General features: G+C 66.6%; 12 protein-coding genes. 5 read left to right on the top strand and 7 right to left on the bottom strand.

Translation table 11 applies throughout. The features are described from left to right. Positions 1 to 64 precede the first annotated feature (64 nt). Together nei2 and ACZY1G_RS11330 are read right to left on the bottom strand one after the other, a co-directional pair. Positions 65 to 817, bottom strand: coding sequence for an endonuclease VIII Nei2 (nei2, locus tag ACZY1G_RS11325; protein WP_463822409.1), 753 nt, complete (start codon positions 815 to 817; stop codon positions 65 to 67). Beyond that, complete coding sequence (locus ACZY1G_RS11330) at positions 817 to 5,355, bottom strand: ATP-dependent helicase (protein WP_463814871.1); 4,539 nt, start codon at positions 5,353 to 5,355, stop codon at positions 817 to 819. The genes nei2 and ACZY1G_RS11330 overlap by 1 nt, the downstream gene beginning before the upstream one ends. Positions 5,356 to 5,463: 108 nt before the next feature. On the opposite strand from ACZY1G_RS11330, the gene ACZY1G_RS11335 reads away from it, so the two are divergent. Further along, positions 5,464 to 7,635: an AAA family ATPase gene (locus ACZY1G_RS11335; RefSeq protein WP_463814359.1), complete on the top strand. Its 2,172-nt coding sequence runs from the start codon at positions 5,464 to 5,466 to the stop codon at positions 7,633 to 7,635. A 207-nt stretch (positions 7,636 to 7,842) separates the two neighbouring features. On the opposite strand, the gene ACZY1G_RS11340 is transcribed toward ACZY1G_RS11335, so the two are convergent. From ACZY1G_RS11340 to ACZY1G_RS11350, 3 genes are read right to left on the bottom strand one after another with little or no spacing between them, the layout of a single operon-like run. Further along, positions 7,843 to 8,853: a hypothetical protein gene (locus tag ACZY1G_RS11340; protein WP_463814360.1), complete on the bottom strand. Its 1,011-nt coding sequence runs from the start codon at positions 8,851 to 8,853 to the stop codon at positions 7,843 to 7,845. A gap of 3 nt (positions 8,854 to 8,856) precedes the next feature. Beyond that, positions 8,857 to 10,185 (bottom strand): Dyp-type peroxidase, encoded by a 1,329-nt coding sequence (locus ACZY1G_RS11345; protein WP_463814361.1) that lies wholly within the window; start codon positions 10,183 to 10,185, stop codon positions 8,857 to 8,859. Further along, entirely contained in the window at positions 10,182 to 10,742 is a 561-nt protein-coding gene (locus ACZY1G_RS11350) for a hypothetical protein (RefSeq protein ID WP_463814362.1), read from the bottom strand. Before ACZY1G_RS11350 ends, ACZY1G_RS11345 begins: the two co-directional genes overlap by 4 nt. A gap of 256 nt (positions 10,743 to 10,998) precedes the next feature. Between ACZY1G_RS11350 and ACZY1G_RS11355 the strand changes: the two genes are divergently transcribed. Together ACZY1G_RS11355 and ACZY1G_RS11360 are read left to right on the top strand one after the other, a co-directional pair. Then, entirely contained in the window at positions 10,999 to 11,343 is a 345-nt protein-coding gene (locus ACZY1G_RS11355; protein ID WP_463814363.1) for a hypothetical protein, read from the top strand. A 351-nt stretch (positions 11,344 to 11,694) separates the two neighbouring features. Continuing rightward, entirely contained in the window at positions 11,695 to 12,051 is a 357-nt protein-coding gene (locus ACZY1G_RS11360; protein WP_463814872.1) for a heme-binding protein, read from the top strand. Positions 12,052 to 12,240: 189 nt separating this feature from the next. Here ACZY1G_RS11360 and ACZY1G_RS11365 read toward each other — a convergent pair whose 3' ends face one another. Next, a complete protein-coding gene (locus ACZY1G_RS11365) occupies positions 12,241 to 13,032 on the bottom strand; it encodes a bestrophin-like domain (protein ID WP_463814364.1) in 792 nt (263 codons plus the stop codon). A 170-nt stretch (positions 13,033 to 13,202) separates the two neighbouring features. On the opposite strand from ACZY1G_RS11365, the gene ACZY1G_RS11370 reads away from it, so the two are divergent. Both ACZY1G_RS11370 and ACZY1G_RS11375 read left to right on the top strand, forming a co-directional pair. Next, entirely contained in the window at positions 13,203 to 13,667 is a 465-nt protein-coding gene (locus ACZY1G_RS11370; protein ID WP_463814365.1) for a hypothetical protein, read from the top strand. A 177-nt stretch (positions 13,668 to 13,844) separates the two neighbouring features. Continuing rightward, entirely contained in the window at positions 13,845 to 14,912 is a 1,068-nt protein-coding gene (locus ACZY1G_RS11375) for a hypothetical protein (RefSeq protein WP_463814366.1), read from the top strand. A 36-nt stretch (positions 14,913 to 14,948) separates the two neighbouring features. Here ACZY1G_RS11375 and ACZY1G_RS11380 read toward each other — a convergent pair whose 3' ends face one another. After that, positions 14,949 to 16,292, bottom strand: coding sequence for a cation:proton antiporter (locus tag ACZY1G_RS11380; RefSeq protein ID WP_463814367.1), 1,344 nt, complete (start codon positions 16,290 to 16,292; stop codon positions 14,949 to 14,951). Position 16,293: the final 1 nt, after the last annotated feature.

Genomic DNA, 16,293 nt, shown 5'->3' on the forward strand with positions numbered 1-16,293 from the left:
GCAGCTTAGGCCCGCTCGGCGGCGTGACTGACGTCTCCGGCAATTTTTCCGGACTCGAATGTCTTCACCGCTGGCAGGTGGGGCACCAGTAGGTCACCCGGTCGCCGTCCTTGTCGGTCTCGACGCGCGTCCCACAGCGCCGGCACGGTAGCCCCGCCCGGCCGTACACCCAAACATCCTGACCGGGTCGGGTGTTGCCGGTCGTCGTGCGGTTGATGCGTAACCTGTTGAGCCACAGCATCTGCTGTGCTCGCGTGACCACCCGAAGCGGATCGGTGAGTTCGCTGACGGGGCTGGTGGGCCGCAACCCGAACACGAACGACATCTCGTTGGCGTACACGTTGCCGACCCCGGCCATCACGCGCTGGTCGAGCAGCGCTTCGGCCACCGGCCGCGACGGGTCGGCCATCAGGTTGGCCGCCGCCACCTCGGGTGACCAGTCGTCCCCGAGCAGATCGGGACCCAGGTGCGCGACGACATCCATGTCGTGTTCGCGCTCCAGCACCTCGAGCACGCCGAGGTCGATCCCCGAGGCCACCGAATCGGCGGTGCCCAGGATGATCCGGATCTTGTAGGCGGGCGCCCTGACCCGGCCGATGATCCACGCGCCGTCCATTTTCAGATGCGAGTGGATGCTCGCCTGGCCCACCCGGATGAACAGGTGCTTGCCGCGGCTGAGCACCTCGTCGACGACCTGTCCGCTCAGATCCACCGCCGCATAACGCGGCACCCGCACATCGCAGCGCGTCAACGTCTTGCCTTCCAACGCTTTCCGCAACTTGTCGGCGGTGCGGAAGACGGTGTCACCCTCGGGCATCAGCGCAGCCGCAGCCCGCGCGGTGTCCGGGAGAAGCCCGCCTGAACCAGCGATTCGACGACCACGGAGTCGCGGCTCTCCAGCACCGGGACCCCGTCGATGCGTTCGACGAGCAACGCCGGGACACGCTGCCGGGTCACCAGCTCGGCGAGGGTGGCAGCCGCGGCGTTGTGCACGCCGGCGTCGTCGGTGAAGCTGAGCAGTGACCTGCCTCCGCGTTCCACGAACCACGCCAGCTCACCGTCGACGAGCACGACCAGGGCACCCGCTTTGCGGCCCGGCCGGTGGGCCCCCTCGCCCTGGCTTGGCCAGGGCAGCGCCGCGCCGAAGGGGTTGGCCGGATCGGTCGCCGCCAGCGCGACCGCGCGCAGACTCTGCTGCTTGTCGTCGATGCTGTCGGCGTGGCTGCGCAACCGATCGACGGTGCTCGCGGTCGCGAATTGGGCGCCGCCCAGCGATTCGACGAAATAGCCGCGCTGACACCGACCGGCCTCTTCCATCGTGCTGAGCACCTTGTACATCGAGGCGAATCCGCCGGCGATGTTCTCCGCCGCGACTGCACCCTTGGTCAGCACACCATGCCGCGCCAAGAGTTGATCGGCTTGATAAGAGGCCCGCAGCGTCGTGTCGACTTCGGCACTGGGCAGCGCCGACCACCGACCCGCCACCGTCGGATCGGCGTCCCGGTGCGCGCCGAGCCCGGCGGAGCTGATGCTGTAGCGGCTCAGCCGAGGGGCACGGCGGTGCCGATGCGAGGGTGCCGCGGATCGCTTTGCGCCGGAGCCGCGGGTGCCGGCCAGCAGCGCCCGCACAGGTGCGAACGTGTCACCGCCCACGTATCCAGCCCAGATCAGTTGCCACAGAGCCTCTTTGAGCGCCTCGGTGGTCACGCCGTCGACGGCGAGCTGGCGGAAGAAATACGCACCGCCGCCGCTGAGCGCCCCGAGGATGGTGTGGTGGGTGTCGGTGAAGTCCAGATCGCCCGGCGGAGCCAGAGACAGCGCAGCGGTGTCGGCGGGATGGAACGCCACCCAGCCATCGGCCGACGACAACGCACCGACGCCGGACCACAGCACCTCGCCGGACGCCAGGAGTTCGTCGAGCATGCCGGGCTGATAGTCCCGGACCCGCTGCCCGAAGATCAACGGCTCGACCGCGGATGCCGGCATCGACACACCGGCGAGCTGGTCGATCACCGACGCCAACCCGTCGACGCCCGACACGCGGTCGCTGCCCAGCTGCTGCCAGGCCGGCAGGAAGCGGCCGAGCGCCGCGGTGCTGACGGGCTCGATCTGCGCCCGCAGCGCGGCGAGCGAACGGCGGCGCAGAATGCGCAGCACCTCGGAGTCGCACCACTGGTCACCGGTGTCGCCCGGCACGTCGGTGAACTCGCCACGCACCAGCTTGCCGTCGGCGGCGAGCCGGCCCAGCACGTCGGCCGCCACCCGCACACCGAGGCCGAACCGCGTCGCCGCTTCGCTCGTCGTGAACGGCCCTCGGGTGCGGGCGAATCGCGACAGCAGTTCGCCCAGCGGGTCCATCACCGGTTCGAGGAACGCCACCGGCACGCCCACCGGCACCGCCACCCCGACGCCGTCGCGCAAGCGGCCGATGTCTTCCACCGGAGCCCACCAGGTGCGACCCGCGTAGGACACCGTGACCAGCCGCTTGGCGCTCAGCAACCCTTCCAACCACCCGCCGACGTCGTCGACGGTGCAGCGCGCCGCGATCTCCTCCACCGTCAGCGGCCCGAGCATCCGCAGCAGATCTGCCACGCCCTCGGCATCGCGTGCCAACCGCTCGTCGGTGAGGTGCTGCAGCTGGCGGGTGGTGGAGGCGATGACGTCGGCGTCGAGCAGCTCCCGCAGCTCGACCCGGCCGAGTAGCTCGGCCAGCAGCGTCGGATCGAGGGCGAGTGCGGCGGCGCGCCGTTCGGCCAGCGGGCTGTCGCCTTCGTACATGAAGGCGCCGACGTAGCCGAAGAGCAGCGAGGCCGCGAAGGGCGACGGAGTCGGCGTCTCGACCTCCAGCAGGCGCACCCGGCGCTGCGCGATGCGCGCCATCAGGTCGGTGAGCATCGGCACGTCGTAGACGTCTTGCAGACACTCGCGGACCGCTTCGAGGACGATCGGGAAGTCGGGGTAGTTGCGCGCGACGTCGAGTAGCTGGGCGGCGCGCTGACGCTGGTGCCACAGAGGTGAGCGTTTACCGGGGTGCCGGCGGGGCAGCAGCAGCGCCCGCGCCGCGCATTCGCGGAACCGCGACGCGAACAGCGCCGACGAGCTGACCTCGGTGGTGACCAGCGGCTCGATCTCATCGGGGTCGAAGACGAAGATGTCAGCGCCCGGGGCGGTGTCGTCGGTGTCGGGTAACCGGACGATGATGCCGTCGTCGGATGCGGTGGGTTTCTCGTCGATGCCGAAGCGTTCGTAGAGCCGTTTGCCCACCGCGAGGGCCAGCGGGCCGTGCACTCGCAGGCCGTAGGGGGAGTGCAGGATGATCCGCCAGTCGCCGAGCTCATCGCGGAACCGCTCCACCACCAGCGCGGTGTCCGACGGTACCGCCGTGGTGGCGTTACGCTGCTCGTCGATCAACTGCCACAGGTTGTCGGTCGCGTACGTATCGAAACCGACGTCAGCGCAACGGTTCTCGAAAGCAGGACGGTCGAGCCGCGCCAGCTCGCCGGTGAATTCCCCGATCGCCGCGCCGAGTTCGGCGGGCCGCCCTACGCCGTCACCGCGCCAGAACGGCAGACGTGCCGGTTCGCCCGGGGCGGGAATCACGAGGACCCGGTCGTGGGTGATCTCGGTGATCCGCCAGCTCGTCGCGCCGAGCGAGATCACGTCGCCAGGCCGGGATTCGTAAACCATCTCCTCGTCGAGTTCACCGACGCGCGAGGGCTTTTCGGAATCTGCGCTGGAGGCGAGGAACACCGTGAACAGTCCACGGTCGGGGATCGCGCCGCCGGAGGTGACCGCCAGACGTTGAGCGCCGGGCCGCGCGGTCAGCGTGCCGGAGTCCCGGTCGTAGACGATGCGGGGGCGCAGCTCGGCGAACTCCGTCGACGGGTACTTCCCGGACAGCAGATCGAGCGTGGCTTCGAACGCGCTTCGTGGCAGTGTCGCGAACGGGGCGCTGCGCCGCACCGTGTCGAACCAGGCCTCGACGTTGATCGGTTCCAGCGCGCACGCGGCGACGGTGTGCTGTGCGAGCACGTCGAGAGGGTTCGCCGGCACGCGCATCGTCTCGATCTGCCCGCCGAGCATGCGTTGCACGCTGACCGCGCAGCCGATGAGGTCGGTGCGGTGTTTCGGGAACAGCACGCCCTGGCTGATCTCGCCGACCTGGTGTCCCGCGCGGCCGATGCGTTGCAGGCCGCTCGCGACCGATGGGGGCGTCTCGACCTGGATCACCAGGTCCACCGCACCCATGTCGATGCCCAGTTCGAGGCTCGATGTCGCGACGACGGCCTTGAGCCGGCCGCTCTTGAGGGCGTCCTCGACGTCGGCGCGGGCTTCCTTGCTGACCGAACCGTGATGTGCCCGGGCGAGCAGCGGCTCGGCGCCGTAGGTCTGCCCGCTGCCCATCAGGTGCGCCGGGGCGCCGCCGGCCACTCCCGGGTTGGGTCCGCCCAGCTCGATGCCGGCCCGTTCGGCGTGGATCTCGTTGAGCCGCGCGGTCAATCGTTCAGCCAACCGGCGCGAGTTGGTGAAGACGATCGAGCTGTTGTGCGCCTCGATGAGATCGACGATGCGTTCCTCGACGTCGGGCCAGATCGAGTTGTTCTCGAGGTTCGCCATGTCGGGGACGGGCACCTGCACGGTGAGATCGAAGGTCTTGGCCGCGGGCGGTGCCACGATCGTCGTCGGCGCGGCCCCGGACAGGAAGCGGGCGACCTCCTCGGGTGGGCGGACCGTCGCCGAGAGGCCGATCCGTTGGGCGGGACGTTCGAGCATCGCGTCCAGCCGTTCGAGGGACACCGCCAGATGCGCGCCGCGTTTGGTGCCCGCGACGGCGTGCACCTCGTCGACGATGACCGTCTGCACCCCGGCGAGCGTCTCTCGTGCCGCGGAGGTCAGCATCAGGAACAGCGACTCGGGCGTGGTGATCAGGATGTCCGGCGGCTTGGTGATGAGCTCACGACGCTTGGCAGGTGTGGTGTCCCCGGAGCGGACACCGACGCTGATCTTCGGTGGCTCCTGACCGGCGCGTTCGGCGATGCGCGAGATCCCGGTCAGTGGGGTGCGTAGGTTGCGCTCGACGTCGACGGCCAGCGCTTTGAGGGGCGATACGTACAGCACCCGGGTGGTGGGCTCACTGGCCGGCGACCGGGCCAGGCCGTCGATGGCCCAGAGGAACGCCGCCAGGGTCTTGCCGGAGCCCGTCGGGGCGATGACCAGGGTGTTGTCCCCGTCGGCGATGGCGTTCCACGCCTGTGCCTGCGCGGGGGTGGGTTCGACGAAGGTGCCGGCGAACCACTCGCGGGTCAGCGCGCTGAAGCGCGCGAGCGGGTCGGTTGTCAAGGGCACATGGTCCATGGTGCCAAGGCCCTCCGACAACCTCGGATGGTTGACGGCAAACAGGTCCATCAGTGCTGGTGAGAGGCTTACGATGCGGGAGTGGTTGCAGGGGACTGGCGAGCTTTCGTGCCGGTAGCAACGATCGGCCGGCCGCGCATCGCCGCGAGTGTGGTGCCCCGTGCCGCCGTGGTGGACTTGTTGTCGGGCGCCCCCGACGCGCGAATGGTCACGGTGACGGCTCCGGCCGGCTATGGCAAGACGACGGTCATGGCGCTGTGGGACGCGGTCGATGCCCGCCCGTTCGCGTGGGCTCGACTCGACCATCTCGACAATGATCCCGCCCACCTTTTGCTTCACCTGGCCACCGCCGTCGCCGCGGTGTGTCGCCTCGACGGCGCCGTGCTCGACTATCTGCGTGGACCTGGTCGTGATCCGCTCGCACAGTTGCTGCCCGCCCTCGTCGGGGCGCTCGAGGTGGTGGGACCTCTCGTCGTGGTGCTCGACGACGCCCATCAGCTCGAGGACCCGCAGGCGCTCGCCGCGCTCCGGGCACTGATCGACACGGCTCCGCCCTCGACCGTCCTCGCAGCGGTCGGTCGTGGACCACGTCCCGTCGAGCTGGGGCGTCGCCGCCTGGTGGACGGTGTGGTGGAGGTGGATGCTCGAACCTTGCGGATGACCGACGAAGAAGCAGCCAACGCGATCGCCTCGGTCGGCTTGGCGTGCGATCGAGCGATGGTTTCGATGATCACTCGGCACTGCGAGGGCTGGGCGGCGGGGATCGTGTTGACCAGCATGGCCCTGCGCGACGGTGTCTCGGTCGACGTGATGGCGGGTAGGAACGGACTGGTCGGCCAGTACCTCGTCGAAGAGCTGCTGGACCGCCTCGACAGGGTGAAAGCCGACTTCGTCGTCGAATCGTCGGTGCTGGACCGCTTCTGCGCAGCGCAACTCGATGCTGTGCTCGATCGCACGGATTCGGCGATCCTGCTCGACGAGTTGGTCGCGTCCTCCAATGGGTTCCTGGTAGCTCTCGATCGCCACTGCCGGTGGTACCGCTACCACCGCATGGTCGCCGACGTGCTGCGTGATCGCCTGCGCTCACGGTCTCCGGATCGCTTCCGACTGTTGGCTTCTCGCGCGTCGGAGCTACTCGAGCGGGACGGTGACATCGACGGTGCGCTGCTGCATGCGGTGGCCGCAGAGGACAGGGACCGGGCCGCGACCCTGGTGGGTCGAGACGCCGTCCGTCTCGGTTTCGACGGTCGTGCAGGAGTTCTCGCCCGCCGGCTGGCGATGCTCGACCCCGCCACGTTCGCCGAGTATCCCGACGCTGCGCTCGCTCGGGTGTGGCTGGGGGTGACTACTGGCGATGCCGAGATGATCGGGCGCTCCCTGCTCGGCGCCCAGGCGTCCGACCGCGGCACGCCGTTGTCGGACGGTACGCCGTCGGTCAAAGTCGCTGTCGCATTGGTCGGTTCGTTGTTGGGTGTCGGCGGGGTCCGCGACGTGATTCGGCACGCGGACATCGTGCGCGATGCGGGAGACCAGCTTGTCAACCCATGGTGGGGCGCCGCGACGGTCATGATGGGGGCAGCCGAGTCGATGCTCGGCCATGTTGCGCGAGCCCGGCTGTTACTCGAAGCCGCGCTTCCTGCTACAGGAAACGTTCCGGGATTTCAGGCAGCCGCCCTGGCCCACCTTGCGCTCCTGGATCTGACCGCCGGCGATGACGACACGGCCATCGCGCGCAGTGAAGCCGCACGACTGCTGGCCGACAGATACGACCTGTGCGATGTGGTTCCGATGGTGGTCGTCTACGCGACGAGTGCAGTGATGTCCGCCCGGGTTGGTGACGAGGCGGCAGCGCGGGGCTCGGTGGCGATCACCGAGAAGTTGCTCGACCGTCTCGGGGACATGGCCGCGCGCACAGCTCTGCTCGGGCACGGTCTGCTGGCGTGGACGGCGGCGGTGGTGCAGGACACCGCGATGCTCACCCGCCACCTCAGTGCGGCCGACCATGTCGCGCGCCGTGAGCCCGAAGCCATCGCGCTCTTGCAGAGAGTCGATCGAGTGCGTGCGATGGCTGGTGGTGGACACCGCCCCCTGACGGCCGCGGAGTTGCGGTTGTTGCCCTATCTGTCAACACATCTCACGCTGCAGCAGATTGCCGACACACTGGTGGTCGGGCGAGAAACCGCCAAGTCGCAGGCGACGGCGATCTACCGCAAACTGGGTGTGTCGTCGCGTGCGGATGCCGTCACCGAATCCAAAAAGCTCGGACTGCTCGCCTATTAGCAGCCCTTTGACCAGCTCCGAGCGGTCAGTCGCCACCTGTTGTCGAACGTGCGCAGGGCGACGGTAAACGTCGCACCCTCCTGGACATGTGGCCGGCCATGCAGGATGAACGCCCTTGGGGCGTCCTGCTGACATCGCCACGCGATCAGCGTGATTCACGGCATCGATGTAGCGGCGCACTGTCGTCATCGGGTCGTTTGTCGTCGTTCAGGGCATCGTCACCAAGTTGCGCCACAGCGCCCGCAGACTGTCGGTGCCGCCGAACAGGGTGGTGAAATGAGTGGAGTCGATCAGCACGATGTCCCCGGCTCGCTCGCCCGCGGGCGGCATCCAGATCACACAGTTGAATTCGGTATTGCCGGCGGCGGTGAAGGGATGCGGCCGATACGGATCGACACGTTGGCGCGCCAGCACACGGAGCCCTGCGCTCTCGGGTTCGGTCAGTTCGTAATGCGGCAGATGCTGGTGGAAACTCAGCGAGGGTGCCCCGTTCAGCAGCCCACGCTCGTCGACATCGGGAAATGCTGTCAGAGGTGCGATCTCACGGGTGCCGTCGAGGACCGCGGGTCGCAAACCCCAGGTATTGTGCACCGGCACGTCGAGGCCTCGCATCAGCGATCTCGTGTACTGACTGAAACGTTGCTGCCGCGGGACGAGCCGATCACCGTGATGCTCGTACTCCATCTGGCGTTGTGCGAGGTCGTCAGTGAAGCCGACGTCGTGATGCGGCGCGAGCAGCAGTGTCGTCCCCTCACGGCGGAGCCACGACCGAAGGGACTGCACCTCGGCGTCGGAGGCCTCCAGACCCGAGGTCAGATGGTCGAGTCCGAACACCATGAGGGTGTCCGTGTCCGCCAGGATTCGCTCGTCGATCGGTTGTGCGTACCCGGCCTGGTCCACCCGCTGGAACACCGCAGCCGGATGGCCGGTGACCTCGAATGTGAGATCTTGGAACGTCAGCGTGGACCGATGAAACAACTCGAGGGTGCCTGCGATGCCCTGGAGGAAGTTCGCGGCCTCGAACTCCGGGCGCTCGTAGGCGGGGTAGACGACGTTGCGGACCTCGGTCATCGTGGAGAAGCGATTGGACATCGCCGCGGGATCCCGCTGCGTTTCCCACGGATAACTCCATGTCCAGTAGATGCTGACGCGCCGCCGTCCGTCGGCTGACCGGCGCACGTGGTCCTGGTTGTAGGTCCGAGCGGCCCGTGCGGGCATGGTTCACGCAGCCGTTCCGAGGTCGGCCAGGTAGCGCAGTGCGCGCAGGCCCGGCAGGAAGAAGTAGGCACCCCCGCGCAGAGTCGTGAACGCAGGGATGCCCTTGTGAACCTTCCGGATCGGACGCTTCGGCACGGTGAAGTCCAAGGTGCCGTCCTGAGTTCCGCAGATCGGGTCGTGCTCGTTGCCCAGTTCGTGGAAGGTCTTGTCGTTGATCCACACGTTCTGCGCGAACTCGAACTGGCGGACAAGGCTGGCGCAGATGATGAACGCGGCGATTCCGCGGTCGACACCGTCCTCGGGCGCACCGTCCGGCAATGCCGGACCGTAGGTGGCGCCGCGGCGGATCATCCTGCGGCGATTCATGTTCGGCGCTGTGTCGCGGGGGTTGAGCCGTCGGGCGTGGGAGCCCAGGGGGCACGCGTATCCGAACGGGTCCATGTCCTTGTACGTGAAGTCGTTGTTGCGCTTAGGGTCGGCCCCGAGCTCGGGATCATCGGCGGTCGGGGCGAGAACCAGCGGTGCACCACTGCGCCAGCGGCCCATGAATTTTGCTGCCAGCAGCTCCTGCTCCTCGGGGCTACCGGCATTGTCGGCGAGGAACGTGCGGAATGCGCCGACGTGCTCTTGGAGCTGGCGGTAGGCCATGAAACTTCCGTTGCGCGAGAGGATGTCCGGTGTCGGCAGGTTCAACGCCGGACCGAACTCGTCGGGGTATCCCAGGATGAACTCGCCGGCTTCGAGGGCGGCTCCCGATCCGGGCGTGGGTTCTTCACCGGATCCCTTGATGGCAGGTTGCGAGAGGCGGTCGCGGAAACCAAAATGGTCGTGGGCGTAGTTGAAGGGAGGGTGGGCGTTCAGGTCGAGGTGTGACAGGCTGCGCACGCCGGGACACCGTGCGAGAAACGCGTCGTGTTCACCGATGCAGCGCCTGTGTTCGTCGTCGTCGCGCGCGAAGAGAATCGCGATGGCGTGCAGATCGTCGCCGGCCAGCCCGCCGATCCAGCGTTCGGGTGCGTTGGCACCCGTATCGCCGAGTATGTCGGCTCGGGCAGCCATCCCTTCCCGGAACTCGTCGGGGAAGGTAGCCAGCGATTCGGGAGGAACTCCCAACGTGCGCAGGCCGTTCCAGGTGAAGGCCAGCGTGATCCAGCGGCGGGAACGGTCCATCGTGTCCGTGACGTCAGCCGCCGACTGTGCGCGTTGGGCCATCTCGGCGAGCCAGGTCCGGCCGCCCTGGGGAGTGTCGAACGTCAGGAACTCGTATCGTCCCGTCATCGCCGGCGTGCGGGTGAGCAGGATGTGCTGGATGTCGTCGAGTTCGAGGGTCACTGCATCTGATCGAGCATGTCGGAGAACGACGCCTTGAGCCGCAGGGCCTTCTTGATCTCATCCGCCGTCGCATAGGGGTACTCGCCGTATTCCAGGAAGCTGGGACACTGGTGGGCGCGGACGAACTCGATGAACGCCTCCGGATTGCTCTTCCAATCCTCGGGAAAACCCTCGAGATTCGTGAAGACGGTGGTGATACCCGTTTCACTGAACAGTCGAACGGCGTCCTCGGTGTACTTGTCGAAGTCGGTGTCGAAGATTCCCTGATACTGGAAATGGAGACCGGAGCCAACGTCGAAAAGCACCCATCGCAGGTAGTGCAGCTTCAGCGGCGCCAGCACGTCCGGGCTCCCTTTGACCGCTTCTTCGATTTGCTTGCCGTAGGCGCGCACGACCGCTTCTCGGCCCTCCTTGACCTTGGCGATGATCGAGAAGCCGTAACAGGCCGGCGTCCGCGGATAGGTGGGCCCGTAGCGGCCTCGTTGGAGTTCGAAGTAGCCCTCCGGCGGAATCGCCATCGCCGCGGGGTTCTGCCAGACGTCGTCGCGAAAAGTCATCGTCTCAAGCCTTTCTCGACCAGCCAGGCCCTGCGCAGGCCCGGGGTCGGCGACTCCGACGCAAGGGTGTCGATTCCCGTCGACCCCGGGCACCTAGCAGATTACCTCGGCGGCAGGCGTTTGTTGACGAGATCGCGACGTCGGGATCGCTTTCACCCATTGTGGGGGATGCCCCGAGCTGACGACCGCTCGTAATGTAGACGCATCAGGATCCTGTCGCCACTCGATCATGCGCTCACGAGAAAGTGGGGCAGCGATGACAATCGTCAAAGTGATTGCCACGTCGGCTATCTTGACCACCTCGCTAGCTGCCGTACCACTGGGCACCGCACCCATGGCTGCCGCCGGGTGTGTGAAAAGCAGCGGTATCACCGTCTGCGATCAGAACGACGCATCGAACAAGGGGCCTGTAGTGCCCTACCCGTGTGATCTGGACTGGTATTGCTACGACGGCTCCGATTGGGATCTCGGCTTGGACGTCTCCGTTCCGCCGCCGCCTCGGCCCAGCAACGACCTTCCGCGCCCCGATCGCGGCCGGCCGGGCACGCCGGGCAACAGGCCTGGCGGCGGTGGTGGTGGCGGCGGGGGTGGCCGACGGTGAAGCGGACATTGAGCCTTTGCGCGGCTGGCGTCTTTGTTGTCGCGCTCGTGGAGGCAGCCCCACCCGCGGCAGCTGACTGTGTCAGTTCGGGCGGAACCACCATCTGTTCGCAGGGCGACGTGCGGGGTGCCAACAACGGTGCCGGTCCCGGAACGGGATCGGGTCCGTACGTCCCGTACCCGTGTGAATATGACTGGTACTGCAACGACGGTGTCACGTGGGACATCAACCTGGACCTCGACCCCGGTATCGGTATCGGGGCGCCGGGGCGGCCGGGAAACCGACCGGGCGGTGGAGGCGGCCGGGGCGGCGGTGGCGGACGCGGCGGACGACGATGACAGAACCCGAGTAATGGAGGAGAAGACAGTGGCCAATTCACTCAGCATCGCGCGGCGGGTGCTTGCGGGGGCGCTCGGTGCAGGCGCCGTCCTGGTGTGCGCGGCGACGCCGGCGCAAGCTCAACCGAATTGCACCGCAGCCGATCTCGCCGGCATCATGTCGGGCGTGACGGCCGCGACGTCTGCTTATCTCTTCACCCACCCGCCGGTCAACGACTTCTTCACCTCGCTCAAGGACGTACCGAAGGAGGATCGGCAGGCGGCCCTGGCCGATTACGCCGCGGCCAATCCACAGGTGCAGGCCGAACTCCAGGGGATCCGGCAACCGGCGGTTGATTTCCGCAACAGGTGCGGAGGGGACGCGTCGTAGGGAGGTGGATCGACAATGGCCGTCATCGGAGTGTCGAACCGGCGCGGGGTAGCCGCACTGTCGGTCGCCGCCGCATCCGGTGGGGTGTTGGCAGGCGCCAATCTGTGGGCAGCGCCGTCAGCTGAGGCGACATGCCTGTCCGCCTTCGGCATAGGCAACAGTGCGGAGAGGTAACTGTCGCCCGACGGCTTATGTTCCACGATCAATCGAATCAAAGACGCTCAGCGATTGTTCGAACGGTGCAGACGTGACGCCCAATTCGTTTCCGAACGGGTGGTCCAGCCAGAAGACGATGAAGAGCAGCAAGCCCAGCAGGATAGCGACGGCCCCCAGGAGAAATAGATGGGCACGAGTGCTCCCGACTCGCATGAAACCGCCAATTCCCAACAGCACGACACCTCCGAAGAGTAGCCCGGTCCACAGTAACCCGGGAATTCGTGGAGTGGCATCGAGAATTCGCTGATTGCGTTGCGAAGCAAGAGTTGTGAGTTGGTCGAGGAACTTCTGGGTGATGGGATTATCTGCGACACTGGACTTCTGGTTGCCGAGCACCGTGTACATCTCGTTGAGTGCATCGCGCGCAGTCTCGGTTCCGGTGCCCGCTCTGAGGGCGTTCTCCCATTCAGGACCTTCGACAGCGTGGGCATACTTGCGGAGGAGTATTCGCATCTGCCCCTGCTCCGGCATCGGCATGCCGACCGTCTGCCGGTACATGGTCACTATCGTGGACGCTTCGTTGGAAACGTTGGTTTCTGCGGATGAGAACTGCTCCCACGCAACGACGATCGTGAAGCCCAGCAGGGCGCCGTAGACCAAACTGACACACGTCAGGAAGGATGAGAGCGCCGAATTATGCCCGTTAGCAACGGTTCTGGGAAGAATGCGATGAGCCAGCAGGACGGCGCCGCCCGCGATCAGGACCGAGGCGAGCAGTGAACCCGCCAGCAGTATCCACAGGCCCGCGATGCCGAATCCACCCATGACAACCCCCTTGAAGTCACTGTCATTCAGTGCCCGTCTCGCTGTGGCGGCACCTGGTCTTTGTCGGCGCGGAACGAATACCCGTTCGCGATCAAGCATATTGAGTTGCAGGATTCTTTTTTGAGTGCATCGGTGGATCCGGTCGAAGTTGGTAGGGGTGACACGTGGACGTGGCGAGCTGGAGCCTGGGGTTGTCACTCATCGTGACGACGATTGCGATTCACACGACGGCGGTCGTCGTCATGGCACTCAAACTCGAAAGACGAGTGACCGAGGAGCTCTCGGGGGCAGTGTCGCCGGTTCGGCGACGGGTGATTCCCGTTGTGATCTTCCGGATCGGGACGATCGCTGTGCTTCTGGCTGCCCTGCACGGAGTCGAGGGTGTCATGTGGGCCGCTGCCTATCGGTGGCTCGGCATCTTCGATTCTTTTGCCGACGCGTCCGCATATTCGCTGGCAGCGATGACGACGTCGGAGACATCAGCTGTGCCGCTGGCGTCGCGTTGGCAGATGCTCAGTGCGCTCGAAGCCGTGAACGGTGGCCTGTTGTTCGGGATCAGCACCGCGTTCCTTTTCGCAGTCATCCAGGTCCATTGGCGGATGCTCATCCACCGGGAGGCATCCCCGGCTCGCTGAGCGATACTCTCGCTGGTTGCGGATGCCTGACAGCTCCTGCGCGGAACGACTTCGGATACCCGGCTACGCCTGATGATCGTTGATTGACGGCGCGAATCGCCCTCGCAGATCCCGTCGCGGAATTAGACTGTGCTCCTGCGCCAGCGCAGTTCCGGCTCCTTGGTCAAGGGGGTTCGAATGAAGACCAACAACATGATTCCCTCCCGGGCGCTGGTGGTCGGTGCCGTGAAGACATTGACAGCGGTCGGCGCAGCGGTTGCCATCGCCGGTACGTCCACGATCACCTCGCCGCCGGCCGCATCCTCGCGGTCGGTGTCCCCGCCCAGCCTCCGCGCCGCGTACGTCCCTCTGGCGGAACGGCTTCAACTCGACGAGATCATGTTCCGGCCGGCCGTCCCCGCTCCGAACTCCGGGTACGGGCTCGGCGCCCCGGCGGCGAGCCGATCGGCGCCGTCGCCCCCGTCGCCCGCACCGCCCCCACCGGTGGTGTCTGCCTTCGGGTTCGAAGACGCCATCATCAACACCTACCATGCCATCGAGCCATGGGTCCGTTACGGCTTCGAGCTGGGGACCTACGTTGTCGGCTGGGTGCCCTGGGTCGGTTGGCTCGCGCCGCAGATCATGATCTTCTACAACTTCGGCGAGCGCATCGTCGAAAGTCTCGTGGTCAATTCGGCCAACTGGCTGTGGGGGCCGCTGCCCTTCGGCGAGGGCCTCAGGAACGTGGCGCGCGACAGCTGGGACGCCCTCGTTCAACTGGGCAGGGATGAGTGGAACTTCTGGCTCCCGCCGCTTCCGCCGCTGCCGCTGGTCGACGAAACCGCTGCCGTCGGCGCAGGTGAGGAGTCGTCACCGTCGCCAGCCCGGCGGCCGCAGCCGGTGCGGAACGTTATCAAAACGCTTGTCAATTCCCTTCAGGTCGCCAGATCGGAGACCCCAACCAGGGTGCCGCGGCCACGATGGATCGACCGCACCGTCGAGCACGTCACCGACGCCGAACCAGCATCACCCGGAGACGACGTGAGTTCAGCTGACGACATCCGCTCGGTCAGCCCGGCGCCGGAATCGACTGTCGCTGAGGAGAATTCCTCCCGGCGTGATCGCGGTGTTTCGCAGGAGAGCAAGCGAGAAGGCATGACAGAGACGCGAATACCACGTCTGCACAGCCTCCGGGGGACGGACCGTCGCGGGCACCTCTCCCGACACGAAGCCCACGACTCGACGGTCTCTGCAACGAAAGACTGACGGGTCCATCGGCTGATGCTGACGGAACGTCACCGCTCAGGACGGCGACGTGGCTTCCTCGAGCGGTTGCACTCCGCTCGGCCCGAAACGGGCGCCGGTGCGTTCCAACCGCCGCGCGAACAGCCGCTGCAGTGGTGTCGCGACGAACGTCGTGATGATCGTCATCACTGCGAGGATCGTGTACAGCTTGCCCGAGATCAGCCCGGCTTCAAGGCCGATGTTGAGCAGGATGAGCTCCATCAGACCTCGGGCGTTGGCCAGTGCCCCCATCGAGCCGGCCTCGTACCAGCTCATGCCCTGCCACCGTGCGGCCAGCCCGATGGCCCCGAACTTCGCGGCGAACGAGACGACCAGTACGACGGCCGCCATCACCAGCGTGGAGCTGTCCAGGATCAGGCTGAGCTGAGTGTTCAGGCCCGAGTAGATGAAGAACGCGGGCAGCAGCAGGTAGGCGGTCAGCGGTTCGAAGCGTTCCCGGATCGTGTCGAGCAGCTCGCCGCGGGGCATCATCAGCCCGGCGACGAAAGCGCCGAACACCGAATAGATTCCGACCATATCGGTGAACCAGCTCGCGGTCAGCAGCACGAGCAGCACGATGGAGAGCTTCGCGATCGGCAGGCCGCCGGTGTGTTCGGAGTCGCGGCGCGGCGTCCACGTCTCGAGGCGTGCGAGCAAGGGACGCCCGAGGTAGATCATGAACAGCAAGTAGAACGCACCGCCGCCGACGGCGATGACGGCACCGAGCACGCTGCCTTTGGCGGTGGCCACCACCGTCGCCAGCAGAACCCATGAGCAGGCGTCGTCCACGGCGGCGCAGGACAGCGACATGGTGCCCAGCCGTGTGTTGAGCAACCCGGAGTCGTAGACGATCCACGCCAGCATCGGGAACGCGGTGATGGCGACGGCCGCGGCGACGAACAGCCCGCCCTGCCAGTGCTCGACCTTGTCGGTGAAGTAGCCGCCGGAGTCGACCATCCACCACCCCACGAGGCCGCCGAGGACCAGGGGGACACCGATCCCGGCAGCCGACGTGGCGCCCGCCTGCCGGCTGTGGGTGCCGAGAATGCCGAGGTTGAACGACGACCCGACCAGGAACATGTACAGCACAAGCCCGAGCTGGCCGACGACGTAGATCGCGATCAGATTGGGGTGCGTGATGGTTTCTGCACCGATGGTCAGTTTTGTCGGGAACAGCCAGTGCTGTGCCTGCGGCCAGATCGCGCCCAGGACCGACGGGCCGAGCACGAACCCGGCGACCATGATCGCGACCACCTGCACCTGGCCCAGACGGCGAAACAGCGGCCACAGCAGCCGATAGGTCGCCAGGATCACGACGATCTGCAGGAAGAACTGGTAGGTGATGGTCAGCAGCGGCGGCATG

Source organism: Mycobacterium sp. IDUB_5 (genome assembly GCF_055419565.1).